Genomic DNA, 26,062 nt, shown 5'->3' with positions numbered 1-26,062 from the left:
AGAATAGCTTTTATATTCCCCTTTATTACAAACCCGATATATCCTCATGAGCCTGATTAAAAAATTTGCAACAGTCGCTTCCGGAACTCTCACGAGCCGTCTTTTTGGCTTTATCCGTGAAATGCTCATGGCAGCGGCTCTTGGAACAGGTCCTGTATCCGATGCGTTTAACGCTGCTTTTCGTTTTCCCAACACCTTCCGTCGTTTTTTTGCTGAAGGAGCTTTTCAAGCAGCTTTTGTTCCTCTTTTTTCTAAAAAAATCACAAAAAATGGAACAGAAAATGCATGCAAATTCGCAGAAGAAGTCTTTGGTGTTTTGTTTTCATTACTCTTATTTTTGACCATTATCATGGAATTGAGTATGCCTTTCTTGGTCCGCACGCTGATTGCACCAGGTTTTACGGAAGATGCTACAAAATTTGACGCAACAATTCGTTTTACCGCTATCATGTTCCCCTATTTAGCCTGCATGTCGTTGGTAGCGATGATGGGGGGAATGCTTAATGCACTTCAGCATTATTTTGTTGCAGCCATTGCTCCTGTCTTTTTAAATATTATCTTGATATGTGTACTCGCCTACGCTTGGATCTATCAACTTGATGCGTGGCATATTGGATTAAATCTTTCCTGGGGGGTAACAGCAGCAGGTCTTCTTCAATTGACTCTGCTGGCAATAGCTTTACGTAAAAGCGGAATGAAAATTTCCCTCCGTTTACCCCATTTTAGTCCCAATGTACGTCAACTGTTAATTTTAGCTTTCCCTGCTGCCATCACAGGGGGGATTACACAAATCAATCTATTGATCAATACCAATATTGCCTCTAGTCAATCAGGTGCTGTCTCTTCTCTTGTTTATGCTGATCGTCTCTACCAATTACCACTTGGAGTAGTTGGAATCGCAATTGCAACGGTTCTTCTCCCCGAGTTAACAAAAGCCCTACGCAACAAAAAACATGGAGACTCCAATGAATTGCAAAATCGTGCAATTGAATTCTCTTTATTTTTAACCCTTCCTGCATCAGTTGCTTTTCTTTTGATCTCTAATCCCATTATCAGTCTGCTCTTTGAACGAGGTCAATTTACCAGCGGATCAACAAATAGTGTTGCTCAATTGGTGCAACTTTATGGAATCGGTCTTCCAGCTTTTGTGCTCATAAAGGTTTTTATTCCTAACTTTTTTGCTCGCGAAGATACAAAAACACCCATGATTTTTGCAGGCATTTGCGTTTTTATCAATATCAGCCTATCCTTAATATTATTCTCATTGTTGTCAGCACAAGGTATCGTCATCGCAGAAATCACCGCCGGCTGGCTTAATATCCTATTGCTTTGTAGTGTTCTTCTTAAACGAGGCTATTGGAAATATGATGCACAACTGATAAAGCGGATAATATCTCTCATGATTGCATCTTTCTTCATGGCCCTAACCTTGTATTATTCTATTAGTTTCTTCTCTGTCACTTTATCATCACAGACCTCATTTTTCCTCCGTGCAAGTACCTTAGCAGGGTTAATTTTTGTTGCAACATCGGTTTATTTTATCATTTGTCTTTTATTTGGAACCAATTATTTATCGCTCTTACGTCAAAATGTGAAACAGCGCCTCTAATATTTCTCTTGTTTTCAGAAATATGCTTCGCCACAACATATTAAGCACATGATATCATAAGAAAGGCCTTTTCTATGGACACCTTCACACCCCTTGTTTTTTCCGGTGTACAACCAAGCGGTCATCTGCATCTTGGCAATTATCTTGGAGCCATCAAACAGTGGGTAGATCTGCAAGCATCCTATAAGTGTCTCTATTGTGTTGTCGATATGCATGCTCTGACCACTAATCCGGATTCACTTAGTTTGGCAGAGTCCACCCGTATGGTAACAGCAGCCTTCTTAGCGGCTGGCATTGACCCTCAAAAACAGATTATTTTTAATCAATCACGCGTTTTTCAACATGCGGAATTAGCATGGATCTTTAATTGTATTGCCCGTATTGGCTGGCTCCAACGCATGACTCAATTTAAAGATAAAGCAGGAAAAAACCGTGAACAAACATCCCTTGGACTTTTTGCCTATCCAAGCTTGATGGCTGCTGATATTTTAGTCTATCGTGCGACACACGTTCCAGTAGGAGAAGATCAAACACAACATATTGAATTAACACGTGATATCGCACAAAAATTCAACAACATTTATGCTAACCGTATTGCAAATTTAAATTTTGGTGTCTCCATGCAAAATGGTCAACAAAGTGAGCAAGTTTTTTTTCCAATGCCAGAAGCCCTTAGAAATACAGCTATGCGCATTATGTCTTTACGTGACGGCACAAAAAAAATGTCAAAATCAGATCCTTCTGATTTTTCACGGATTAATTTGATCGATGACGCTGATCTTATTGTACAAAAAATACGTAAAGCAAAAACCGATTCTATTCCTCTTCCTGATACATTAACGGATTTACAAAAACGCCCAGAGATTAATAATTTATTGGGTATTTATGCTGCTTTTGCTGAAATCAGCAAAGAAAAAGCACTCTTAGAGTTTTCAGGCAAACAATTTTCAATTTTTAAATCAGCTTTAGCTGATATCATTGTTCATAAACTTGCACCAATAACACAAGAATTACGTCGTCTTTATCAAGAAAAAACCTATATTGATTCTGTTCTGTTTGATGGTGCACAACGTTCAAGTCTTTTAGCAGAAAAAAATATGAAAAAAATTCGTGAAATTGTCGGTTTTGTACACAATATATAAATCAAAATGGTCAAATTTTAACCGTAAATATTAGAAATAAGATGACATGCTCTCTAAGCGAAAAAGTCAAGAAATAGATCACAAACGAAAAATTCTGGTTATCATTGATGAAACACCAGAATGTCGGCGCGCTGTTATTTTTGCTGCGCAACATGCTAAAAACACGAATGGTACCTTAATTTTACTCTCTGTTATTGACAGCTCAGGATTTCAACATTTTCTAGGTGTCGATAAAATTATGCGAACCGAATCAACAGCCCATGCTTGTGTAATTCTGGAAAAAATGGCTGATGATGTGCGCACTACTCAAGCTCTTGAAGCAGAAACAATTATGCGTGAAGGAAAAAAAATTGATGAAATTTTCAAACTGATTAATGAAGATCAGGATATCGCTCTCATTGTTTTAGCTGCAAGTTGTCATACAGAACGACCAGGACCGCTTATCCAATCCATCGCTCATCGGGGAAGTACTTTTCCTATCCCCGTTACCATTATACCAAGTGACCTCCCTGAAGAAGAAATTGAAGTAGTTGCCTAAAACAGTACTTTTGTATGAATTTCTTCTGAAATCTTAGTAATGAAAGAATAATGTATGTTTATTCAAACTGAAAGCACACCAAACCCTACAACACTCAAATTTTTACCAGGCTGTATTGTCCTTCCTCAAGGTGTCTTGGAATTTTATAATCGCGAAGAAGCTGCTAAAAATTCTCCCCTTGCTGCCAAATTATTTAATATTCCAAATGTAAAGAGTGTTTTTTTGGGTTATGATTTCATTACTATAACCAAAAATGATGGAGAGTGGCAACATCTCAAACCAGCAATTTTAGGTACAATTATGGAACATTTTCTTTCCAATGATCCTGTTATTACCACAAATGTGATCACACAAACGGAAGCCCATATGCTTGATAAAGAATTTTTTGATGAAAAAGATGCTGATATTGTTGTTGTCATCAAAGAGTTGCTTGAAACGCGGATACGCCCAGCTGTAGCGAATGATGGGGGTGATATTACCTTTTGCGGTTTTGAAAACGGAATTGTTTACCTCAACATGCGGGGTGCTTGTGCTGGGTGCCCTTCCTCAACAGCAACCCTTAAACATGGTATTGAAAATCTTTTACGGCATTTTATTCCAGAAGTTTTAGGTGTTGAAGCTATGCCGCAAAAAGCCACACTGTGAAAGAACATTTGATAAAAAAGTACTCACTAAAAATTTTTTAATTGAATAGAAAGTATCTTTAACAGTTAAAAAATCAATATATTTTATTTTTCCCACATTCCAGAACAATAAGTTTTTTTATGATATAATTTAATAGGCCTTGCCTTGCAAATCTTGTCTTTGTATAAGAAGATTATAAAAAATAAATAAAATGCAAGTATTTTATAAAGAAGGAATTCTAAGCTTACAAATATTCCTGGCGTATTCTATAAGCATATTGTGAATAATAAATTTGCTGTTGTGTAAGTAATGGGATCGTAATTTATAAAATTAATAAAGAAAATAGAATTATTAACAATAATAATCATTATACTGTTGATAACTGAATTTATTTATTAGAATTTTTTAAATGAGTCATTACTTGTCAGTTAAAAAACAACAAAAATCACCCATAATTTTTCCAAAAATTGGAAATTAAAATCGATAAAAATTATATTTCGAGGAACTTTAGATTTCTCCAATAGAAACGCGGTATCTCTAGCATGCAATCACGGTATTCTATTAATATAGAACTTTTTCATCTATTTAAAAACACTACAGAATAATAAAACGCCCAATGATGGATTCAAGCAAAAGAGTGCCGAATATAGCAGACAAATAAAATAGTGAAAAGAAAAATACTTTCTTCGCCATAACGACGGTTTCGTCATTTTTCTTAGCTTTCCATAAACGATAAGAAAAATAAATGAAAATAGTGCTTAAGATTGTTGAAAAGATACCATAGATAATACCTGCAAAATCTATAATATAAGGACCAATAGCGCATATCGCCATAATAATAGCATAAATTAAAATCTGATTTTTTGTGGATTGCTCTCCCCGTACATTAGGCATCATAGGAATACCTGCTGCGTCATAATCAAAAGATGAGAACAAAGAAAGAGACCAAAAATGCGGTGGAGTCCACATAAAAATGATTAAAAATAAGAGGAAGCTTTCAAAACTCACCGTACCTGTTGCAGCTGCCCATCCAATCATTGGTGGAAAAGCCCCTGCTGCACCACCAATCACAATATTCTGAGATGTTACACGCTTTAACCAAATTGTATAAATAACAACATAAAAGAAAATTGTAAAAGAAAGAAAAAATGCTGTAAACCAATTAATGAAAATCCCCATAATCAAAACTGAAAACATAGAAAGAGCTAAGCCAAAAATAAATGCTTTTCTACGACTGATTTTACCAGTTGGAATAGGACGCTTTTGGGTACGTTTCATCACCGCATCAATATCAGCCTCATACCACATATTAAGGGCTCCCGCACCACCACCACCTAGAGCTACACACAAAATAGCTAAAAAACCATGTAATGGGCTCATAACATTAGGTGATAAAATTAACCCAACCAGAGCAGTAAACACAACAAGCGACATAACCCGTGGTTTCATTAATGTAACATAATTATAAACATCAGCTGCTATTGAGCTTAATTTACCATTTTTAGCCGGTAATTCTCTTGAAACAGACATTCCGTCACAGGACCTTTTTCATCTATGTTATCCACAAACAAACATTATCTAAAATATAGGAATAACCAATTAACAGTGTTTTTAAGTAAGAATGTATAATACACTTAATCTTCCCCATACCCAATACAGATTAGGAATGTTTGTAACAAAAATACATTTTTCCAATTGTATTCAAGAAATGTACTACAAAAACAATCTACCAAATATCGCATAGCAACGCTAAAAGATTATACTTCCATCGAATACTATCCTTTTTAAATTTTTATTTCTGTTCTGTGCATATAAATTTATATTTTCGAAAAAATATTGACTTTGTATTATATTTAAAAAAAATTCAAAATTTTACTTTTCATGAAAATCTATACACAATAATATGGTATCGATTCGGATAGGGCCTTCTATGACACTTCATCAATTTCTCAAAAAAAACTTTTTTAGCATTCTTATTTTTTGCATATTTTGTAATGTTACTACCAATTATGTCATTGCACAAACGTCCAATATGCAGAGTGTTCCTACCCCACAAACTTATGGTGCATGGACGAAAATTTGTTCTTTGCCACCAGGTACACCGAATGTACAATGTGAAATTGTACAAGATGTTCGTGCACAAAAGCGTCGTGATATTACTTTCCGTGTAGCATTTTACAAATTACCTCAAAACAAAGAAGTTTTGATGCGTGTTTTTGTTCCTATTCGCGTTGAATTACGATCTGGAATTATAATTAAAATTGATGATAAAGATGTGGGAAAAATGGATTATCGTCGTTGCTCAGGTGATAATTGTGTCGCTGAAGCGCTTCTTAAGGAGAATGTAGTAAAACACTTTTTAGAGGGTAAAATAGCAACTTACATTATCTTTACAACTCCTGAGCAAGGAATTGGAGGTTTGGTTGATCTCAATGGCCTTAAAGATGCCTATGCGACTTTACCATAATAAATAACTCACTACTAATATACCTTTGCTTTTTGTTTCCTAAATAAAATGAACAAATTCTCAGCTCTAAACACTAATAAAATAGGATAACTACTATGCAATCGCTGATTGACCGTTTTGATATTTCTTCATCAAAAGTGCAATCACTTATACAAAAAGCACTTCATAAGGCCGATGATGGTGAACTTTACCTTGAATATACAGAAAGTGAAGTTCTTTTATTTGATAATGGACAGCTTAAAAATGGTTCATTTCATCAGGATATAGGGTTTGGTTTACGTGTTGTTGCTGGAGAAACAACTGGATATGCTCACTCTGGTGAACTATCAGCTGCTGCACTTAAACGTGCAAGTGAAATAGCTAAAACTGCAACTTATAATAATCATGCGGGACCTTATAGTGTAGCTCCTAAACCGACAAATAAAAGACTTTATAAATCAGAAAGTCCTCTTGTTTCTCCCTCATTTGAAAAAAAAAGTGCGCTTTTGCAAAAAATTGATGCATATTTACGCGAAAAAAACGACAAATTGCATCAAGTAACTGTTGCTCTTTCCGGCTCATTACAGCATGTCGAAATCTTACGAGCTGATGGACATCTTGTTTTTGATATTCGTCCTCTCGTACGGCTCTCTATATCAGTGGTCGCTGCCAATGGTAATCGGCGCGAAAATGGCTCCTATGGCTGTGGTGGAAGACAAATGTTTGACCAGTTCATTTGTGAAGAAAATTGGAAAAAAGCTGCTGATGAAGCTTTACGAATAGCCTTAATCAATCTAGAAGCAGAAGAAGCACCAGCAGGAACATTTGATGTTGTATTAGGCAATGGATGGCCTGGTGTTATGCTTCATGAAGCTGTTGGCCATGGTTTAGAAGGAGATTTCAACCGTAAAAAGACATCTGCTTTTTCTGGACTTTTAGGCCAACAAGTTGCAGCACAAGGTGTTACCATTGTTGATGATGGTACAATCCCTGAATGCCGTGGTTCACTTACAGTCGATGATGAAGGAACACCATCAAATCGTAATGTTTTGATTGAAAATGGAAAACTCGTTAATTATATGCAAGATAGATTAAATGCCCGACTTATGGGAATGAATCCAACTGGGAATGGCCGTCGTGCATCATATGCACATGCACCAATACCACGAATGACTAATACAATAATGCTGGGTGGAGATAAGACACCTGAAGAAATTTTATCCTCATTAAAAAATGGTATCTATGCTGTTTCGTTTGGTGGAGGACAAGTAGATATTACTTCGGGAAAATTTGTATTTGATTGTACCGAAGCTTATCGAGTAGAAAATGGCAAAATCATAGCTCCAATCAGAGGTGCGACCCTTATTGGTAATGGACCAGATGCTATGAAACGTATCACAATGATTGGTAATGATAGCAAACTTGATAATGGCGTAGGAATGTGCGGAAAAGCAGGACAAAGCGTTCCTGTTGGTGTTGGACAACCTCATTTGCGAATTAATAACATGACAATTGGTGGAACAGCAGTTTCATAGAATGAATTGGATAAACTTAATCTGGAAATTTTTCAGTCTTATTCAAATTCAAAAGAGTCTTTTTATTGTATTAACTAAAGCTTCCAATTTGTCTTCGTTTTTCGTTTGCTTAAAGTTGCAACAATTTCAATGTGAGGTGACCATAAAAATTGATCAATTGGTACAACTTTTTCTATTGTATAACCGCCAGTAACAAGAATAGATAAATCACGAGCCAATGTAACAGGATTGCAAGAAATAGCCACCACACGTACCACTGTTGTTTTTGCCAATTCATTTACCTGTTTCTCTGCACCAGAACGTGGTGGATTAAAAACAATGCTATCAAAGCATTCGAGCTCCTTTGCAGAAAGTGGACGACGAAATAAGTCACGTTTTTCACAAACCACTGTTTTTAAACCGGTAGCAATACGTGCTGCCTGATCCAGATTGGCTAATGCTTTTCCATCATTTTCTATTGCATGAACATTCATCTTTTTAGCCATACGTAAAGTAAAAGTTCCTACTCCTGCAAATAAATCAGCAGCATTTTTTGCTTTTTTTAAATGAGTTAAAATAATATCACCCATAATAGTTTCCGCTTCAAAAGTCGCTTGAAGAAAACCACCAATAGGAGATTCAACACAAACATCTCCAAAATGAATCAATGGTTTTTCTCGTTCAACTAAGACTTCACCTTCAACAGATAAACGTGTAATTCCACATGAAAGAGCTGCACGTATCATTTTTTGACAGACAAACTCGTCTTGCACACCACAGCCCATTAAAGCAACATCAAAACCGTTTTCAACAGCTGTCACTATCACATGAAACCGTTTAGCGTTATTTCTTAAAAGAGCACATATCACCCTGATATTATCCAGTTTAGATAAAATCTCTGAACGAGTAACCGGACATTCTTTAATAGCTATAATATCATGAGACCGATAACGATTAAAACCAACAATATGACTTTTTTGAATCACAGATGCTGTTAAAGTAACTCGTCGACGGGTATAATTTCCACATTGAATTAATGGAGAAATAACAACATCAAGGCCATACTTTTTAAACGCATCAACAACCAATTGTCGCTTCCAAAGGTGATAAGCATCAAAATGCCAATGCTGAAGCATGCATCCTCCACATGCCTCAAAATGTTGACAAACAGCATCAACACGTTCTATTGATTTCTTTTTTAGAGTAATAGGTATACCGTATTTTCCATGAAGAGCAACATTAACAATCTCTCCAGGCAGAGTAAAAGGTACAGAAATTGAACCATATGCTGTCTTGGCAATACCAAGACCGTCCACGCCAATATGGTCAATTATAACATCGTTGCTCACTTTTTTCTCCGAATAACAAATATTCTAAATTACTATCACCACCTGTAATAGGTGAAGGAAGCAAACCTTTTGCAGTCCATCCTTATTAAGTATTCGACCAATCAAAAAGCTCTTTAGCAGTTTTTTTTCCACTAACGGATCTTTCAATATTTCTCTCTTACCAACACCCGCTCGACCAATTTCAAATTGAGGTTTTACCAATAAAACCGATTGAGAACTCTTCTGATTAAAGACAAAACAGATGGTAATGCAAGTTTAAGAGAAATCACACTGACTCCAATACAATAAGATCAATCTCATGACCACTTAAAATGTTCCTATTTCAAACACCTAACATTCAAGCCCTTTAATAAGATTACATTACTGTTGTCAAATAAACGAGCATCAAATTGATTGTGACCAACATAAACGGCTCTTCGTTCTAAAAGAACTTACGTAAATTCACCTGTCGATGCATCAATATCAATTGCAGTAATTTTATTTGTTATTACTGAGAACATATCAAGTGCATAAATAAGTTTTAATGCTGCACAAAATACATAACTTTACTTTGTACAGAGTCAGAAACTATAATCATCCCATCATCAGAAATCATTTTTCCAGCTTTAAAAACGATTTTTCTATCTACTTTAACTGTTTTCCGTGCAACTGCATCACATGCTCGTGAATGAGTTGCAAATTTTTTTCAATTAAAAGGATATCCAGTCTTTTTTATACTCGAGTTCGCAATATAGGCCGAAGTTTACGTCCTAAAGCACTAAAAACAGTATTAATAATACCTGTCGCATCAAGTCCAATTTGTGAGAGAACCTTATCTGGCAAACCATGATTTAAATATTTATCAGGAAACTTTAAGGTACGGACTTTTAAACCATGCTCTAAGAGCCCTTCTTGCGACAAAAACTGCAGTAAGTGTGCTCCAAATCCACCTATCGCTCCTTCTTCAATTGTCACTAAAACCTCATGCTCCCGCGCTAACCGACGCATCAAATCCCTATCCAAAGGCTTCGCAAACCGGGCATCTGCAACAGTCGTAGACAATCCTTCTACCACTAATTCGTCAGCTGCGACCAATACTTCAGACAATCGTGTTCCAAAACAAACCAGAGCGATCTTACTTCCTTCACACAAAACCCGCCCTTTCCCAATTTCAAGCAATTCACCCCGCTGCGGCAAATCCATACCAATACCCTCACCACGCGGATAACGAAAAGAAATGGGTCCCTGATCATAAGCTGCCGCAGTACGCACCATATGCATAAGTTCAACCTCATCAGAAGGTGCCATAATCACAAAATCAGGAAGAGTTGCCAAAAAAACAATATCAAAACTCCCCGCGTGCGTTGCACCATCTGCTCCAACAAAGCCTGCTCTATCAATGGCAAAACGCACCGGTAATTTTTGGAGCGATACATCATGGATAATCTGATCATAAGCACGCTGTAAAAAAGTAGAATAGATCGCAACAAAGGGTTTATATCCCTCACTGGCAATACCTGCAGCAAAAGTTACAGCATGCTGCTCAGCAATACCAACATCAAACATCCTTTTTGGAAATTTTTCAGCAAAAAAGTCAAGTCCTGTTCCATTTGGCATTGCTGCCGTGATGCCAACAATTTTATTATCATGTGTAGCCTCCTCTATTAAAGCTTTAGAGAACACTTTAGTATAAGAAAGAGAGTTACTTTGTGCTTTAACTTGTTTACCTGTAATGACATCAAAACGATTAACACCATGATATTTATCAGATGATGCTTCTGCAGGTGCGTATCCTTTGCCTTTATGCGTTACCACATGCACTAAAACAGGACCATCAGGACATTCGCGAACATTTTTCAACACAGGCAACAAATGCCCAAAATTATGACCATCTATCGGTCCAACATAGTAAAAACCAAGCTCATCAAATAAGGTTCCCCCAACAAAAAAACTACGCGCAAATTCTTCTGAATAACGTGCTTTCTCCAAAAAGAATTTTGGTAATTTTTTGCTTAAAATCTTTATCCGTTGACGTAAGTTACGATAAGATGGACGGGAAACCAATCGTGCAAGATGAGCACTCATAGCACCAGTAGGAGGTGCAATAGACATATCATTATCATTAAGGATAACAATCAAGCGTGCATCTAAAGCACCAGCATTATTCATCGCTTCATAAGCCATACCTGCAGATATAGCACCATCACCAATCACAGAAATAATGTTGCGTCTTTCCTCAGCTTTCAATGCACTAACCATCGCCATACCAAGACCAGCTGAAATTGAAGTAGAAGAATGGCCAGCACCAAATGGATCATACACACTTTCTGAACGCTTTGTAAAACCTGATAGACCACCCTCTTGACGCAATGTGCGAATTCTATCTCTGCGACCAGTTAAAATTTTATGGGGATAGGTTTGATGACCTACATCCCAAATAATCCTATCATCAGGTGTATTAAAAACATAATGTAGCGCAATAGTGAGTTCAATGACACCGAGACCCGCCCCAAGATGACCGCCCGTTACAGAAACCGTATCAATTGTTTCAGTGCGCAATTCATGAGCTAACTGTAGCAAATTAGACTCAGGTAACGCCCGCAAATCTTGTGGCAAATGTATCAGATCAAGTAACGGCGTTAATGGGCGAGACAAAAAGAACTCCTTTTTTAGTATAGAGCAATAATTATGTTATTTTGTTCTTTTGATATCTTTTTAGAATCCATACCTTAACTTAACAAGTGTTTCAATTGCTGGTTCTTTATAAAAAATTGCTATGTATGAACAGAATATAAAAAAATAAATAATAATGTAGATATCATCATGTATGTGAATATTCAATGAAGTGTAAAGAATTCTCATCATAACAGTCTATACACTGCATAATCATAATAACGTTTTTATCAATCACTTATTATAAAGAAAAAAGAACAATATTGATAAAAACAATGAGTGATAATTAATTGATATAATTACAATTATAAGCATATGTTTTGAGGATTCATACAAACCCTTTTGACTCATTTATGTTAAGAAATGAGATTAATAAAATCTGTTTCACATAAGTTTTTTGTACTTCTTGCGCTTAATAAAACAAAAAAATTACTTATATCATTCAGGATCCAGTGGTTCTACACCTTCCGGTTTCCCCTCACCTGAAAGTTGAATTTTTTCAACTTTAGCTTCAGCTACTTTTAGTAATCTATCGCAATGATTTTTAAGAGCTTCACCACGTTCATAAATATCAATCGATTGCTCTAAAGGAACATCTCCACGTTCTAAATTTTCGACGATCGCTTCAAGTTGCTTAAGTGCTTCCTCAAAACTCAACGTAGCAATATCTCCTTTGTTTTCTTCTTGTTTCATGTAATCCTCACAATATATCTATATCTGTTCTAGATATACGAATTCCAAAACCTTCTAAACCAACATAATGACGTTCTTTAGAAGCGTAGACAATAACAGAACTAATCCCTAAATGTCTCAAAATTTGCGCTCCTAAACCAATTTGGCGCCACTCTTTTTCACGTTCAATCGCCTGAATATGACTTTCTAAATCTTTTGTTGTTATTTCCTGATCATTAATAGCTGATTGACAACCAACACCAACAGAACCTCCTCGCAGATAAACAAATACACCGCGTTTCTCTTCTTCTATCATACGACGCATAATAACTTCAATATTTGACGCTCGACCAAAAACATCATTCAAAATGTTTTCACGGTGCAAACGTACCGGAATATCCTCACCATCACGGATATCACCAAAAACAATCGCAACATGCTGAACTGTTTCCCAAGGAAGTTGATAACTTTGGACCACAGCTGGCCCTACAGATGTTTCAATTTGCATTTCTCCGACATGTTTTATTAGCGTCTCTTTACGCCGGCGATAAGCAATAAGATCAGCAACTGTTATGGTATGCAACTGATGATCCTGTGCAAATTTTATAACCTCATCTCCATGTTTGACACTCCCATCATCATTGACTAATTCACCAATAACACCAACCGGTGGCAAACCAGATAATTTACATAAATCAACTGCAGCCTCAGTATGTCCTGACCGCATCAAAACACCACCTTCATGTGCAATTAAAGGAAAAATATGCCCCGGACGCACAAAATCATTAGCATTAGCATTTGGATTAGCAAGATTACGCACTGCTAATGTACGGTCATGCGCTGAAATCCCTGTTGTTATTCCATATTTAAAATCAACAGTAACAGTAAACTTAGTACAGTACATTGAATCATTATCTGACACCATAGGAGTTAAATTCAATCGTTGTGCTTCCTCCTTTGGTAAGGGCGTACAAATAATACCCGATGTATAGCGCATGATAAATGCCATTTTTTCTTCTGTACAATGGATAGCAGCAACGATTAAATCGCCTTCATTTTCACGATCATCGTCATCCATAACCACAACAATTTCACCGCGTTCAAAAGCCTGAATAGCAGAAACAACTTTTTTCTGATTATAAACCATTGCTTTTCCTTCCTATACAACCAACTTGACCGCGATTCCTCAGATAATGATCAGCAATAGCACAAGCAACCATTGCTTCACCAACAGGAACAGCACGAATCCCAACACATCGATCATAGCGCCCCTTTGTTATAACATCTACGTTGTTGCCATCAACATCAATTGAATGACAGGAGGCTAAGATCGATGATGTGGGCTTAACTGCAAAACGAACAACAATCGGTTGTCCATTTGATATTCCACCTATAATGCCTCCAGCATGATTAAATAAAACAGTGGTTTTTCATCACTTCCCACTCGCATTTCATCTACATTCTCTTTACCTGTCAAAAGAGCAGCAGCAAAACCATCACCAATTTCAACACCTTTAATTGCATTAATTGACATTAAAAATGATGCAATGTCTTGATCAAGTTTTGCATAAATAGGTGCTCCTAACCCTGGTGGAACATTTTCTGCAATAATCTCAACAACAGCACCAGCGGACGATCCATCTTTAAGTAATTTATCCATATACTTAGCGAAAACGCATGCTGCTTCAGCATCAGGTGTAAAAAAAGAATTATTATCAATCTCTGACCAATTCCATCGACTACGATTAATATGATGAGGGCCAATCGCTATCACAGCGCCCCGTACAATCAAACCAGGAACAACTTTGCGTGCAAAAGCACCTGCCGCAACACGTGCTACTGTTTCGCGCACTGAAGCATGCCCACCACCACGATAATCACGAATTCCATATTTAACATCATATGTAAAATCTGCATGACCTGGACGATAATGATGAACAACTGCATCATAATCCTCTGATCGTTGATTCGTATTCCGGATAAGAATTGAAACTGGTGTTCCTGTTGTTACTAATGTTGCACTATCACCTTGAGTTACAACTCCTGAGAGGATCTCTACTTGATCTAATTCTTGACGTCGTGTTGTATATTTTGACTGTCCTGGTCGACGTTTATCAAGATATGCTTGAATTTCTGCAAGAGTGAAAGAAATCCCTCGAGGACAACCATCAATAACACACCCAACAGAAACTCCATGACTCTCACCCCATGTTGTCACACGAAACAAATGACCAAATGTATTATGCGACATGGAAACAGTCCCATTTTTTCTTCAAATACACGCAACTATAGTTTAAAAATACACATAGCCATAGTGCGTTGAGCTACACGCTATATCATCTCACCAAGGCTATTATTGACCGTTTCAACTTTAGTCAAAGTGTTTCTGACAAAATAAAATTTATCAAGCAAACCCTACTCTTTAACAACAGAAATATCTGGTGCATCAACAGCCTTCATGCCTATAATATTATACCCTGAATCCACATGGTGCACCTCTCCCGTAACAGAACGAGATAAATCCGAAAGAAAGTATAGCGCGGAATCACCGACCTCTTCTATTGTCACTGTACGACGTAAAGGAGCATTATACTCATTCCATTTAAGAATATAACGAAAGTCACCAATACCAGAAGCAGCCAATGTTTTTATAGGACCTGCTGACAAGGCATTAACACGAATATTCTTCGGTCCTAAATCTACAGCTAAATATTTTACGCTAGCCTCAAGAGCAGCCTTAGCAACCCCCATCACATTATAGTTAGGCACAACTTTCTCAGCACCATAATAAGTCAGTGTTAAAATTGAACCACCATCTGGCATCAATTTTTCTGCACGCTGCGTAAGAGCTGTCAAAGAATAAACGGAAATATTCATTGTCATCATAAAATTTGATTCGCTGACATCAATATAACGACCACTTAATTCATCTTTGTTAGAAAAACCAATAGCATGAACTAAAAAATCAAGCTTACCCCATCTTCTCTCTATTTCACTAAAGACTGAATCAATAGATGCACTATCAGACACATCACAATGACCGCAAACAATCCCTTTTACTTCCTCGGCCAAAGGCTCAACACGCCTCTTCAGTGCCTCACCTTGATAGGTAAAAGCAAGCTCTGCCCCTGCAGCACTAGCTGCTTTAGTTATCCCCCAAGCGATAGATCGATTATTGGCTAACCCCAAAATTAGACCACGCTTACCGCATAATAAATCATTACTATTAGCCATTAGCATTGCCTCATCGCAACTAGAAATTAATATTATTCACTTGCCTATGGCACAGGTAAACTTTTTCTTCAAGCAGTTGGTTAAAAATCAAATTAAAACTATATTTTGTATCATAAGAAATTTTAACTTTTCTACATTTGAAAAAACTGTTCTAATGCAGGGTCTGCTTCTGGTAACATGATACGAACATGCACATAAAGATCATCTCTTTCTCCGTTTTTTAAATGAAGCCCTTTTCCTTTTAACCGTAAAACACGATCAGAACTTGACCATGCGGGAATTGTTACAACAACACGCCCTTCTAATGTCTGAACTTCTTCTTTTGATCCCAAAACAGCGTGTTTAAGAGGAACTGGCAAATCAAGATGAAGTGCCCTTCCTTCAACCCGCAAACGAGAATGTTTCTGAATTTGAACAGTTACCAAAGCATCTCCTGATCGCCCATATGGTACTTTTTCTCCCTGCCCTTTTAAACGAATAGTTTGTCCGTCCTCAATATAAGTTGGTAGTTTAATTTTTAATTTTTTTCCATTAGGAAAAATTGTTTCCACCTTTTCTGCACCAACCATCTGCTCTAAGGTTACTGAAATACTTGTACGAATATGGGCGCCTTGTTGAGACTGATTATATTGTGTAGAATTCGAAAAATTTCTCCCTCTTCCAAATAAATCACGAAAAATATCGCTTGCATCAAAATCTACACCACCTGAAAAACCAAAATCGCCCCCTCTTGCGCCTCCCGAAAAAGGATTATGTCCATCTCTAAAATGTCCTCCAGCATTATAAGTTTTATGAATCGGTTTTCCTTCTGCATCAATTTCGCCGCGATCAAATTGTATCTTTTTATCTTTATCTCCTATAATTTCATAGGCTTGATTCACTTCAGCAAACTTTTCTTTAGCTTTCGCATCACCCATATTATGATCTGGGTGATATTTCTTCGCTAATTTTCTGAATGCAGATTTAATCTCTTGCGGTTTTGCAGTGCGCGCCACACCTAGAACCGTATAGGGATCACGCATATTGTCCTCTTTCCAGCTTTGCCATTTTTTAATATCAACCGGTATATTGTTAGTATCTTTATTTTTGAATCAATCTATCTAAAGTAATTTTTACTTTATCTATATGTTTATGAAGAAATGAAAATACCATATGGAATAAATATTTTTTATATCCAATGTAATGTATTACAGCCCACACTAAAATTAGCATCATTGAAAAATCATGATAAAAACATGTAATATTATTAATTTTTCAAAATAAAAAAGAACAACCTTTTATCATCATTAGAAAAAACGAACCAGACAATCTTTCATTCACGCTAATTGATACAAGTCCATTATGAACAACACAAAACAAACAAATGATAATTTTGTTCCAATACAAGAACCCTTCGTACTTTTTACACGCTGGCTTGAAGAAGCAATAATAAGCGAAATCAACGACCCCAATGCTATGGCTTTAGCAACAGTAGATGTAACAGGATTACCTAATGTTCGCATGGTTCTTCTCAAAGATTTTAGTCCTAAAGGATTTACTTTCTATACAAACTACGAAAGTTGCAAAGGACAAGAAATTTTAGCATCAATGAAAGCATCGTTAGGCTTTCACTGGAAATCACTTCGTCGTCAAGTTAGAATCAGAGGAAGCATTGAAAAAGTCAGTCCTGAAGAAGCAGATGCATATTTTCAATCACGTCCACGTGGAAGCCAAATTGGTGCATGGGCATCTAAACAATCTCAAATATTAGAAAACCGTTCTGTTCTTGAAAAAGCAGTCACTGAATATACTGCACGCTATGCTGTAGGAAACATCCCACGCCCACCTTATTGGTCTGGTTTCTGTGTCAACCCTTTTTCTATTGAATTCTGGTGCGATCGTCCATTTCGTTTACATGATCGCCTACTCTTTACACGAGATTCTATTCAGCAAAACAATTGGAAAAAGCAAAAACTCTATCCATGATTTTCAAGTCTTTAAAGTAATACGTTTTCTTCTATATTATAATGAATTTCCGTCTCAATAACATTATATATTAATATTTCTATAATGTCACGAAATCACAGAGTATAATATCATCGAAATTCCTCCACATATCAAACCTGCAAAGATCAAAAAACCAACAAACGAATTAGACTTGAAAAGCTGTAAACATTGTAAACCATTGTCGATATCAATAACTTTAATTTGTATAAACATATGGACAGCTGCAATAAAAATCCCTAAAAAACTCAGAATGGGGACTTGCGCCAAATAAAATGCTAAGCTGGTTAATATTACAAAACCACTATATAAAATTGCCAATGCATATTTAGTTCTTTTCCCAAAGAGAAGTGCTGTAGAACGAACACCAACAATCACATCATCGTCTTTATCTTGGTGAGCATAAATTGTATCATACCCTATCGTCCACAGAATTGAACCTATATAAAGCACTATTGGCGCCGAACTTAAACTCCCATGCACAGCAGCCCATCCCATTAATGCTCCCCAATTAAATGCAATACCTAAAAAGAATTGCGGCCAATTTGTGATACGTTTCATAAAAGGATAAAGTGCAACTGCTACCAATGATGAAAGACCTAAAAAAAAGGTAAATACATTAAATTGCAATAAAACACCTAAACCTATAACACATTGTATTAATATGAAAACTTTTGCTTGAAACCGACTTACTTGCCCCGTAGGCAATGGACGAGAACGTGTCCGTTCTATTTGAGAATCAATTTCTTGATCAACAAGATCATTCCATGTACAGCCAGCACCCCGCATAGCTATGGAGCCTAGGAAAAATAAAAAAAGATACCAAACCCAATTAATGATAATCGACAAAAGAGATAATTGTGACATTTCACAAGAAAAAATAGCCATAGTTGTTGACCAAAAACAAGGCCACATCAATAACTTCCACCCAATAGGCCTATCCCATCGTGCTAATTGAGCATATAACCATAAAGAACAAGGAAGCAAATCGTAAACCCACTGTTTTGGAGCTGCATCTATAACTCGTCCCTGCTTTTCATAGGATTGAATATGCAAAATATCTTTACTTTTTTTCATTAAATGATTTTACTTTTATACTTGCGATAGAAACATTTCATTCTTATGACAGACAATCAATTTAACCATCTTTTATGATAGGAGCAAGTAATGAACGTTCTTCTTATAGGATCAGGTGGACGAGAACATGCTTTAGCATGGAAAATAGCAGCGTCACCACTGCTAACGAAATTATATTGTACTCCTGGAAATCCTGCAACAATGGAATTTGGTGAAAATATCGATTTGGACATTGATGATCATTGTAGTGTCATTAATTTTTGTAAAAAAAATGCCATTGATCTTGCAGTTGTCGGTCCAGAAGCTCCATTAGTGGCGGGTATAACAGATGCTCTTAATGCTGCTCATATTTGTGTATTCGGACCGAATCAAAAAGCTACTCAGCTAGAAGGCTCAAAAGGTTTTACAAAAGACTTGTGTTATAGAAATAACATTCCTACAGCTCCCTATCAACGATTCGATAATGCTTCGAAAGCTAAATCTTATATTCATCAACAAGGTATTCCTATAGTTATTAAAGCTGATGGCTTAGCTGCCGGTAAAGGTGTTGTGGTTGCTATGACAATAGAAGAAGCCTTTGATGCAATTGATGCCTGTTTTGAAGGTACATTCGGCGATGCAGGCAAAGAAGTCGTTGTTGAAGCTTTTCTAGAAGGAGAAGAAGCAAGTTTTTTTTGCCTTTGTGATGGCAAAATAGCTATCCCCTTTGGATCTGCACAAGATCATAAACGTGTTGGTGATGGTGACACGGGAGTTAATACAGGTGGCATGGGTGCCTATTCACCAGCTCCTATAATGACAGAAGAAATGGTTAACCGTACTCTCAAAGAAATTGTTATACCAGCTCTACGCGGTATGGCTGAAATGGATATATATTTTAAAGGTATTCTCTTCGTTGGATTGATGATAACACAAAAAGGTCCCCAATTAATTGAATTTAATGTGCGATTCGGTGATCCTGAATGTCAAGTTTTAATGATGCGTCTAAAAGATGATATTCTTCCGCTTTTTCTTTCAGCTGCTCAAGGAAATCTTCAAAAGAAAAATCTTCAATGGTCTGAAGAAACTGCTTTAACAGTTGTTATGGCCGCTAATGGCTATCCTGTTTCTCCTCAAAAAGGCAGTGTGATTCGCAATATTGATAAAGTAAACTCTCTCCCTAATGTAAAAGTTTTTCAAGCTGGTACAGCCTTACGCAATGGGGAATTAATTGCTAATAGCGGACGTGTTTTAAATATAACAGCAATAGGAAAAACCATAAAGCTCGCTCAAAAACGCGCTTATGAAGCAGTCGACTATATTGATTGGCCACAAGGTTTTGTACGCCGTGATATTGGATGGCGCGCCATCATGCGGGAAAATTAGATTTCTTGATTTTTTTTCTAGGACTCGTAATTTCACGTGATAGAATAGTGCGTAAATCGGCTAATTGTTCTTTAGTCATAATAGCTTTAGGAAGAATATTAAATTTTTCCTCTGAAATGTAAAGTGCAATAAAATTTGGGTACTCATGCCAATCATAAAACAAACGAAAAGGATAAGTACCGTGTATATAAGAATTTCGAATCGCAAGCGCATGATCATCCCATTGCCATATTTGTTTAAGGCCTATTTGTTGATTACTTTTCACCAATCGATGCGCTTTATGTGTCACTAAAACATAATAATTCAATGCCCAAATAATACAAATAATTGCAGCATAAATGCAAACCGTTTTGATAAAAGACTTTCCCCAATAATGCGCCCAATTTTGGCCTTCAATCATGATGAGAAAACCACAATAAATAAAAACACACATCAGCCACAATATTAATAAATTTAAAAATGTTCTCAATCTTCTGATATAACGACGGCCATGTGCTTTTTGCGCTTCTATTGCCTTCTCTTTATCAAGTTTGAAGACAAGCACACGCATTTTCATTTTTTCTGAATGCTTCAAATATGTAAAATTCTTTTCTATTTCTATTAGATAGGAATTTAATTATCATTGATAAAAAGGCAAAACGCAAATGAAATCAATACACATGATCACACAACATAAAAAAAATTAACATATACCTCACTGTAACGCAGTCTGATTATCAATCACCAAACGTAAACCTAATGAATCATTACAACGAAGTAAAAAACGTTTCTGTACAGAATAAGATGATACCCTGTGAAAAAATTGATGTAAAACAGAACGATCTTGAACCTTGATAATGCTATTATATTCATCAATCATAAGCATAGGAAGATTGTAAATCTGCGCCCATAATCGCCAATCCAGAAAAACATTATTTAATTTTCTAGAAACTAAAAGTGGAATACAAATCTCCTCATCTACATGGAATAGCTCTAATTTTATCGCTTTCCCACCTGAGAAAGTATCTACTATACGTGCTGCAATCCCCCTAAAATGGTGAGCTGGGATCAAACGTGATAAACTTGAGGAAGCACCAAATTTTAAAAAAACACCACGTTCATTTAACGAACAAATTATCTGATTGCCCGTTTTTGATACAAAATATGTCGTCATTTGTGGCAAATGGCACGGATCTAGTCGAAATTCAAGCACCGCCTTTGCCTGATTAAAGCATTGATTAGCCATATACACTGTTCCCAATTTTTTTAATAAAACATACAATCTAGTAGATTTTCCTCATTGGATTATTAACAAAGTTATATAAAAAATTTAGTTTCTTTTTGGTTATTAAATTCTAAATAAGAATGTACAAAAATATTTATTCTTCTGGAATCATAATATTTTTCCAGGATTCATAATTCCTAAAGGATCAAATATTTTTTTAATCTCTTGCATAATTTCTAATGAAACAGGTGATTTAAAATTACGTAATTCTTCTCGTTTAAGTTGGCCAATTCCATGTTCAGCAGAAAATGTACCCTGATATTGCATTGCTAAACAATGAATACGATGGGTTATTTTCGGCCATAATTTTAAAAATGCTTCAGTATCCGCTCCAATTGGCTGTGTAATATTATAATGAAGATTCCCATCACCGACATGCCCGAAACAAACTACCCGTGCACCTGGAATCATTTCTTCAACAATAAGGGCAGACTCAGCAATAAAATCAGGAATGGAAGCAATAGGTACAGCAATATCATGTTTAATAGATCCTCCTGCTAATTTCTGTGCAGGTGATATACTTTCACGCAATTGCCAAAAAAAATCTTGCTGTTTTAATGATTTTGCAACAACTGCATCATCAATAATAAAATTCTTTAAAGCCATTTCTAAAATAACATGCAACGCTGATAATGCATCATTGCCACTTCGTGATGATGACATACTAATCAAAACATACCATTCATGCTCATGATCAAAAGGAGATCGGATACACATCTTATAATCTAAAGCCATTTGAAAACTAAGTTTCCCCATAAGCTCAAAACCAGTCAACAATGTCCCACCATAGCATTGAGCAAGAGACAAAAGCTCTACAACTTTCGCTGGACTATCTAAGCCTACAAGAGCAACTTCTTGCCCTTCTGGTTTTGGAAAAAGCTTCAAAACTGCCGCGGTAATAACCCCCAAAGTCCCTTCCGCACCTATAAAAAGGTCTTTCAGATTATAACCGCTATTATCTTTCTTAACAAATCGCAAATCATCCAAAATACGTCCATCAGGTAAAACGACTTCTAAACCAAGACAAAGGTCACGCATATTACCATAAGCTAAAACCGCCGTTCCTCCTGCATTAGAAGATAGGTTTCCTCCTATCTGACAAGATTCTTCAGAAGCCAAAGAAAGAGGAAAAAAACGATTCATTTCATCAGCTTTTTTTTGTAATGTTTGTAAAACAACTCCAGCCTCTACTAAAGCAAAATTACCCTTAAGATCCAATGATCGAATCTTATTCAAACGTTCCATAGATAAAATAACACTGTGCCCACTATCATCTGGCTGCTGAGCACCTACAAGACCAGTATTTCCTCCTTGAGGAACAATCGGCGTGCACGTTTGACTAGCCAAATGCATAATCAATGATACCTCTTTTGTGGAAGATGGCCGTAAAAGTAATGGCGTTTTTCCATGAAAAAGTCGACGATTTTCAAATAAATATGGTGTAATCAATGCCTGATCTGTTATAGCATACTCGGAACCGACAATACTTCTAAAAGACTCAATCAAATCTTGCTCCATTTTTATTTCCCTTTTGGAGCTGCAGCACGTGTTAAACGATCATTAATAGCTTCCCCCAATCCATAAAATGGGATAGGTTCCACTGCAATGCATTTTACTTTAAGTGAATCCAATTCCTGCATATATTGAAATAAATGGAATGCTGCTTCTTCTAACCGACCTGTTTCACTAAGATTTAGAACAGCAATAGCATTTTCAAAACCTTCAATACGTTTAGGTCCAAATGCTAAAAGTGCTTCACCGCTTTCCACCCTTTTTACATTTAAACGTACAGAAGTATCAGGGGCATAATGTGACCTTAACATCCCTGGAGCTTCAATTGCAACTTGCTGATCCAAACGTTTTACAGACTTCTTTGCCACTCTTTCAATTTCTTCAATAGCTAATCCTCCCGGACGCAATATATAAACATTTTCATCACAAATCTTAATAATCGTTGATTCAAGCCCTATTTTTGAATCTCCACCATCAATAATTAAAGGAACTGATGTTCCTAAAGACGTAAATACAGATGTAGCTGAAGTAGGACTCAATTTTCCTGATTGATTAGCACTAGGCGCAGCCAAAGGACGGCCAAAATGCCGAACAATTTCCGCAAAACCACCTCTTGGAAAGCGAACAGCCAACGTATTAAGACCAGCAGTTGTTAAAGGATGAATATTATGATGAACCTTTAATGGCAGAACCACTGTTAAGGGCCCTGGCCAAAATGCTTCCATTAATCGACGTGAAAGCAAATCAATTTCCACATAACATTCTGCCATAACTATGTCACTTACATGAACAATAAGAGGATTAAATGGTGGGCGTCCTTTTGTAGAAAAAATAGAAGCTACTGCCTTTCCATCTGTCGCATCACCAGCTAATCCATAAACAGTTTCTGTCGGTAAAGCTACCAACTTCCCTTGTTGAAGAATCGTAACTGCTTGCTTTATTGCCTCACTATTAAGTGGTAGAATCATCATTAAATACTATCCTTATAGCGTTCTTTAAGAGGAGAAAAACTATAACGATGTAATCTTACAATAGGTCCATACTTATCGATAGCTGCACGATGTGCTGCCGTTGCATAACCTACATGCTTCTCTAAACCATAATTTTGATAAACTTGTCCAGCGTATTGCATCATCCTATCACGCATCACTTTAGCAATAATAGATGCCGCCGCAATTGAAACCGAAGACTGATCACCTTTAATCAAAGCAATTGCAGGACACGGCAGATTAGGAGGAACATCACGCCCATCAATCAATGCATAATGCGCTGAAATGGCAAGACCTGAAATACAACGCCTCATTGCTTCTAAAGTTGCTTTTCTAATATCAGACTTATCAATCGTCCGAGCACAAATACTAGCAACCGAAATCGCCAATGCATTTTGTAAAATTTCATAATAAAGTTTATTACGCTGTTGGCTAGAGAGTTTTTTTGAATCATTCACGCCTTCAGGAATACAGTCTTTATCTAAAACAACTGCTGCTGTTACCACAGGACCAGCTAAAGGCCCACGCCCAACTTCATCAACACCTGCTATATAAAAGAACCCTTTTTTTTGCAAATCCAATTCATATGAAAAATTTGGCTGAAATGGTACATTAAACATATCTGACAATCACGAATATGAAAAAATATACATCCATTTTTGCATCACTACCCATTTTCTGCAAGCCCTATAGTAAATTATCATCACGCTGCATAACAATTAAATAGTTCACCTCAATTTTTTATATAAATGCACTGCTTATTTTCGTACACAGAAAAATAGTTTTACTTTCAAAAGTAATTACTTCCCTTTTCTTTACTCACCTCCTCTATCTCTTTCCATTGTGAAAAAATATACACATAGATTTCAGTTTATCTTTCAATCTTAACAAAAATTACAAGATAATAAGCTCATTAGTTTTTTGATCGAGTAACTTACACTTTTTAAAAGTAATCATAGTTTCATAAATCTTGGCATTGTTATAAACTTAATTTTTATCAACTCGAGCTTTGCTACAAACCTCATTTTATCATAAACCCTAGCTTTGGTGTTCTAAACAACTTTATCTTTTCCATAAAAGCTTATGTAGATATTTATAGATGTGAACATTATTAATAACGTAGTATAAATTAATAACGTAGTATAATCAAAAATACTGGCAGTGCTGTAAGCTTATTATCTCTATAAATCTAACAGGAACTATTATGAAATCAGTTACTTTCGTTCTTTAACATAGTTACGAACAGCATCAACTTTGATCTTACCCCCCGAAAAGACCCTGGATACAATACTAAGGTTTAATTTTGTATAGTAATTTTCTCTTTATTTGGATTTAGCTAAAGATCAAAGATACCCTAATAGTTTTATCCACCATTTCACGTGGTGGTGGAGGAAAAATGTCAACACGTTTAAGTGTCATCATAGCCAACCAATCAAGTTCCTGATTACCAGAAGAAAGCATAATACGGCTCGCAAAAATATCGCCTTGCTCGCTCACCTTAAATTCTAACTGCACGACTCCCTGCACACTACTAATACGCTGTCCCACAATATAATTTTTTTGTTTTTCTAATTGCGCTTGCACCTTTGCTAACCACTGTCCTGATAACGCATTATCAAACAACGCTGTATTATTATCCCTACTCGCAGTAAATGAGTGCGCTTTTTTTACATTAATTTTCTTCGCTGTAACATTTAGTGTTGATAATTGCTTTTGTATAAAAACTTTACGATTTATTTTTGATGGAGAAGATTTTTCCAAAGGTTTCAGCACTGTAAAATTACTTTTTTCTACGATAGACTCAAGCTCTTCTGCAATCTCGTGCTCCTCTGGGTGAACTTTACTAAGCTCCGACTTTAATATTTCTTCTTGCTTTAAAACACCAAGCTCTAATATCTCAGAATCTGCATTGACATTAGGATGCATAATTTCTGGCTCAACAAGCAGCATAACCATCGGTGGAAATACAATATCATTCATATAAATACTTTTAAAATAAAGTTGCGCTCCTATTCCAATATGTAAAGCAAGAGCACCCCCAAAAGCACCTATCCAAAGAGCTGATATCCGCCAAATACTTGCACCCTTCATA

General features: G+C 36.3%; 22 protein-coding genes and 2 pseudogenes. 8 read left to right on the top strand and 16 right to left on the bottom strand.

Annotated features, from left to right (window positions below):
• The first annotated feature begins 46 nt into the window (after positions 1 to 46).
• The 4 genes from murJ to T420_RS0102110 all read left to right on the top strand — a co-directional run bounded on the left by murJ (position 47) and on the right by T420_RS0102110 (position 3,934).
• A complete protein-coding gene (gene murJ / locus T420_RS0102125; RefSeq protein WP_013544785.1) occupies positions 47 to 1,609 on the top strand; it encodes a murein biosynthesis integral membrane protein MurJ in 1,563 nt (520 codons plus the stop codon).
• Positions 1,610 to 1,734: 125 nt separating this feature from the next.
• Positions 1,735 to 2,751, top strand: coding sequence for a tryptophan--tRNA ligase (gene trpS, locus T420_RS0102120; RefSeq protein ID WP_423775980.1), 1,017 nt, complete (start codon positions 1,735 to 1,737; stop codon positions 2,749 to 2,751).
• A 46-nt stretch (positions 2,752 to 2,797) separates the two neighbouring features.
• The gene (locus T420_RS0102115; RefSeq protein ID WP_013544783.1) at positions 2,798 to 3,289 is read left to right on the top strand and encodes a universal stress protein; all 492 of its coding nucleotides are present in this window, start codon (positions 2,798 to 2,800) and stop codon (positions 3,287 to 3,289) included.
• A gap of 54 nt (positions 3,290 to 3,343) precedes the next feature.
• Positions 3,344 to 3,934 (top strand): NifU family protein, encoded by a 591-nt coding sequence (locus T420_RS0102110; RefSeq protein WP_013544782.1) that lies wholly within the window; start codon positions 3,344 to 3,346, stop codon positions 3,932 to 3,934.
• Positions 3,935 to 4,507: 573 nt separating this feature from the next.
• Here T420_RS0102110 and T420_RS0102105 read toward each other — a convergent pair.
• Positions 4,508 to 5,443, bottom strand: coding sequence for a heme o synthase (locus T420_RS0102105; protein ID WP_013544781.1), 936 nt, complete (start codon positions 5,441 to 5,443; stop codon positions 4,508 to 4,510).
• 400 nt (positions 5,444 to 5,843) lie between these two features.
• Here T420_RS0102105 and T420_RS0102100 point away from each other — a divergent pair, with 400 nt between their 5' ends.
• Together T420_RS0102100 and tldD are read left to right on the top strand one after the other, a co-directional pair.
• A complete protein-coding gene (locus T420_RS0102100) occupies positions 5,844 to 6,380 on the top strand; it encodes an invasion associated locus B family protein (RefSeq protein WP_026501098.1) in 537 nt (178 codons plus the stop codon).
• 95 nt (positions 6,381 to 6,475) lie between these two features.
• On the top strand, positions 6,476 to 7,894 hold the full coding sequence (gene tldD, locus T420_RS0102095) for a metalloprotease TldD (protein ID WP_013544779.1): 1,419 nt from the start codon (positions 6,476 to 6,478) through the stop codon (positions 7,892 to 7,894).
• Positions 7,895 to 7,968: 74 nt separating this feature from the next.
• On the opposite strand, the gene T420_RS0102090 is transcribed toward tldD, so the two are convergent.
• From T420_RS0102090 to T420_RS0102055, 8 genes and pseudogenes are all read right to left on the bottom strand, one after another.
• Positions 7,969 to 9,222, bottom strand: coding sequence for a class I SAM-dependent RNA methyltransferase (locus T420_RS0102090; RefSeq protein ID WP_013544778.1), 1,254 nt, complete (start codon positions 9,220 to 9,222; stop codon positions 7,969 to 7,971).
• A pseudogene (locus T420_RS07490) lies at positions 9,200 to 9,927 on the bottom strand (SAM-dependent methyltransferase). Before T420_RS07490 ends, T420_RS0102090 begins: the two are co-directional and overlap by 23 nt.
• A gap of 6 nt (positions 9,928 to 9,933) precedes the next feature.
• The gene (gene dxs / locus T420_RS0102080) at positions 9,934 to 11,856 is read right to left on the bottom strand and encodes a 1-deoxy-D-xylulose-5-phosphate synthase (protein ID WP_013544775.1); all 1,923 of its coding nucleotides are present in this window, start codon (positions 11,854 to 11,856) and stop codon (positions 9,934 to 9,936) included.
• Positions 11,857 to 12,312: 456 nt separating this feature from the next.
• A complete protein-coding gene (locus tag T420_RS0102075) occupies positions 12,313 to 12,567 on the bottom strand; it encodes an exodeoxyribonuclease VII small subunit (RefSeq protein ID WP_013544774.1) in 255 nt (84 codons plus the stop codon).
• A gap of 7 nt (positions 12,568 to 12,574) precedes the next feature.
• On the bottom strand, positions 12,575 to 13,693 hold the full coding sequence (ribB, locus tag T420_RS0102070) for a 3,4-dihydroxy-2-butanone-4-phosphate synthase (protein ID WP_013544773.1): 1,119 nt from the start codon (positions 13,691 to 13,693) through the stop codon (positions 12,575 to 12,577).
• Positions 13,683 to 14,797 (bottom strand): annotated as a pseudogene (gene aroC, locus T420_RS06860) (chorismate synthase). The gene ribB and the pseudogene aroC overlap by 11 nt, the downstream one beginning before the upstream one ends.
• A 164-nt stretch (positions 14,798 to 14,961) precedes the next feature.
• Positions 14,962 to 15,780: an enoyl-ACP reductase FabI gene (fabI, locus tag T420_RS0102060; RefSeq protein ID WP_013544771.1), complete on the bottom strand. Its 819-nt coding sequence runs from the start codon at positions 15,778 to 15,780 to the stop codon at positions 14,962 to 14,964.
• Positions 15,781 to 15,911: 131 nt separating this feature from the next.
• A complete protein-coding gene (locus T420_RS0102055; RefSeq protein WP_013544770.1) occupies positions 15,912 to 16,802 on the bottom strand; it encodes a DnaJ C-terminal domain-containing protein in 891 nt (296 codons plus the stop codon).
• 319 nt (positions 16,803 to 17,121) lie between these two features.
• Between T420_RS0102055 and pdxH the strand changes: the two genes are divergently transcribed.
• The gene (pdxH, locus tag T420_RS0102050) at positions 17,122 to 17,745 is read left to right on the top strand and encodes a pyridoxamine 5'-phosphate oxidase (protein WP_013544769.1); all 624 of its coding nucleotides are present in this window, start codon (positions 17,122 to 17,124) and stop codon (positions 17,743 to 17,745) included.
• Positions 17,746 to 17,832: 87 nt separating this feature from the next.
• On the opposite strand, the gene ubiA is transcribed toward pdxH, so the two are convergent.
• Positions 17,833 to 18,840, bottom strand: coding sequence for a 4-hydroxybenzoate octaprenyltransferase (gene ubiA, locus T420_RS0102045; RefSeq protein WP_013544768.1), 1,008 nt, complete (start codon positions 18,838 to 18,840; stop codon positions 17,833 to 17,835).
• 90 nt (positions 18,841 to 18,930) lie between these two features.
• On the opposite strand from ubiA, the gene purD reads away from it, so the two are divergent.
• The gene (gene purD / locus T420_RS0102040) at positions 18,931 to 20,205 is read left to right on the top strand and encodes a phosphoribosylamine--glycine ligase (RefSeq protein ID WP_013544767.1); all 1,275 of its coding nucleotides are present in this window, start codon (positions 18,931 to 18,933) and stop codon (positions 20,203 to 20,205) included.
• On the opposite strand, the gene T420_RS07120 is transcribed toward purD, so the two are convergent.
• From T420_RS07120 to T420_RS0102010, 6 genes are all read right to left on the bottom strand, one after another.
• Entirely contained in the window at positions 20,189 to 20,761 is a 573-nt protein-coding gene (locus T420_RS07120; protein WP_155914826.1) for a YcxB family protein, read from the bottom strand. The two genes, purD and T420_RS07120, sit on opposite strands and share 17 nt — an antisense overlap.
• Positions 20,762 to 20,899: 138 nt before the next feature.
• The gene (locus T420_RS0102030) at positions 20,900 to 21,430 is read right to left on the bottom strand and encodes a DUF6101 family protein (RefSeq protein ID WP_013544765.1); all 531 of its coding nucleotides are present in this window, start codon (positions 21,428 to 21,430) and stop codon (positions 20,900 to 20,902) included.
• A 147-nt stretch (positions 21,431 to 21,577) separates the two neighbouring features.
• The gene (locus tag T420_RS0102025; RefSeq protein ID WP_013544764.1) at positions 21,578 to 22,987 is read right to left on the bottom strand and encodes an FAD-binding oxidoreductase; all 1,410 of its coding nucleotides are present in this window, start codon (positions 22,985 to 22,987) and stop codon (positions 21,578 to 21,580) included.
• Between the two features lie 2 nt (positions 22,988 to 22,989).
• Positions 22,990 to 23,952, bottom strand: coding sequence for an L-threonylcarbamoyladenylate synthase (locus T420_RS0102020; RefSeq protein ID WP_013544763.1), 963 nt, complete (start codon positions 23,950 to 23,952; stop codon positions 22,990 to 22,992).
• Positions 23,952 to 24,590 (bottom strand): ribonuclease HII, encoded by a 639-nt coding sequence (locus tag T420_RS0102015; protein WP_013544762.1) that lies wholly within the window; start codon positions 24,588 to 24,590, stop codon positions 23,952 to 23,954. The genes T420_RS0102020 and T420_RS0102015 overlap by 1 nt, the downstream gene beginning before the upstream one ends.
• A 712-nt stretch (positions 24,591 to 25,302) precedes the next feature.
• Positions 25,303 to 26,061 (bottom strand): energy transducer TonB family protein, encoded by a 759-nt coding sequence (locus tag T420_RS0102010; protein WP_013544761.1) that lies wholly within the window; start codon positions 26,059 to 26,061, stop codon positions 25,303 to 25,305.
• Between the last annotated feature and the right edge of the window lies 1 nt (position 26,062).

Source organism: Bartonella clarridgeiae ATCC 51734 (genome assembly GCF_000518185.1).
Lineage (GTDB): Bacteria > Pseudomonadota > Alphaproteobacteria > Rhizobiales > Rhizobiaceae > Bartonella > Bartonella clarridgeiae.
This window is presented reverse-complemented; position numbering and strand designations above follow the sequence as displayed.

Excerpts from the sequence above, each read along its gene's own strand:
- T420_RS0102010 (WP_013544761.1), bottom strand. The coding sequence starts at position 26,061 with ATGAAGGGTGCAAGTATTTGGCGGATATCAGCTCTTTGGATAGGTGCT.
- pdxH (WP_013544769.1), top strand. The coding sequence starts at position 17,122 with ATGAACAACACAAAACAAACAAATGATAATTTTGTTCCAATACAAGAA.
- T420_RS0102110 (WP_013544782.1), top strand. The coding sequence starts at position 3,344 with ATGTTTATTCAAACTGAAAGCACACCAAACCCTACAACACTCAAATTT.
- T420_RS0102015 (WP_013544762.1), bottom strand. The coding sequence starts at position 24,590 with ATGTTTAATGTACCATTTCAGCCAAATTTTTCATATGAATTGGATTTG.
- murJ (WP_013544785.1), top strand. The coding sequence starts at position 47 with ATGAGCCTGATTAAAAAATTTGCAACAGTCGCTTCCGGAACTCTCACG.
- ubiA (WP_013544768.1), bottom strand. The coding sequence starts at position 18,840 with ATGAAAAAAAGTAAAGATATTTTGCATATTCAATCCTATGAAAAGCAG.
- T420_RS07120 (WP_155914826.1), bottom strand. The coding sequence starts at position 20,761 with ATGAAAATGCGTGTGCTTGTCTTCAAACTTGATAAAGAGAAGGCAATA.
- purD (WP_013544767.1), top strand. The coding sequence starts at position 18,931 with ATGAACGTTCTTCTTATAGGATCAGGTGGACGAGAACATGCTTTAGCA.
- T420_RS0102030 (WP_013544765.1), bottom strand. The coding sequence starts at position 21,430 with ATGGCTAATCAATGCTTTAATCAGGCAAAGGCGGTGCTTGAATTTCGA.
- T420_RS0102020 (WP_013544763.1), bottom strand. The coding sequence starts at position 23,952 with ATGATGATTCTACCACTTAATAGTGAGGCAATAAAGCAAGCAGTTACG.
- fabI (WP_013544771.1), bottom strand. The coding sequence starts at position 15,780 with ATGGCTAATAGTAATGATTTATTATGCGGTAAGCGTGGTCTAATTTTG.
- T420_RS0102055 (WP_013544770.1), bottom strand. The coding sequence starts at position 16,802 with ATGCGTGATCCCTATACGGTTCTAGGTGTGGCGCGCACTGCAAAACCG.
- T420_RS0102025 (WP_013544764.1), bottom strand. The coding sequence starts at position 22,987 with ATGGAGCAAGATTTGATTGAGTCTTTTAGAAGTATTGTCGGTTCCGAG.
- T420_RS0102100 (WP_026501098.1), top strand. The coding sequence starts at position 5,844 with ATGACACTTCATCAATTTCTCAAAAAAAACTTTTTTAGCATTCTTATT.
- tldD (WP_013544779.1), top strand. The coding sequence starts at position 6,476 with ATGCAATCGCTGATTGACCGTTTTGATATTTCTTCATCAAAAGTGCAA.
- ribB (WP_013544773.1), bottom strand. The coding sequence starts at position 13,693 with ATGGTTTATAATCAGAAAAAAGTTGTTTCTGCTATTCAGGCTTTTGAA.
- T420_RS0102105 (WP_013544781.1), bottom strand. The coding sequence starts at position 5,443 with ATGTCTGTTTCAAGAGAATTACCGGCTAAAAATGGTAAATTAAGCTCA.
- T420_RS0102075 (WP_013544774.1), bottom strand. The coding sequence starts at position 12,567 with ATGAAACAAGAAGAAAACAAAGGAGATATTGCTACGTTGAGTTTTGAG.
- T420_RS0102115 (WP_013544783.1), top strand. The coding sequence starts at position 2,798 with ATGCTCTCTAAGCGAAAAAGTCAAGAAATAGATCACAAACGAAAAATT.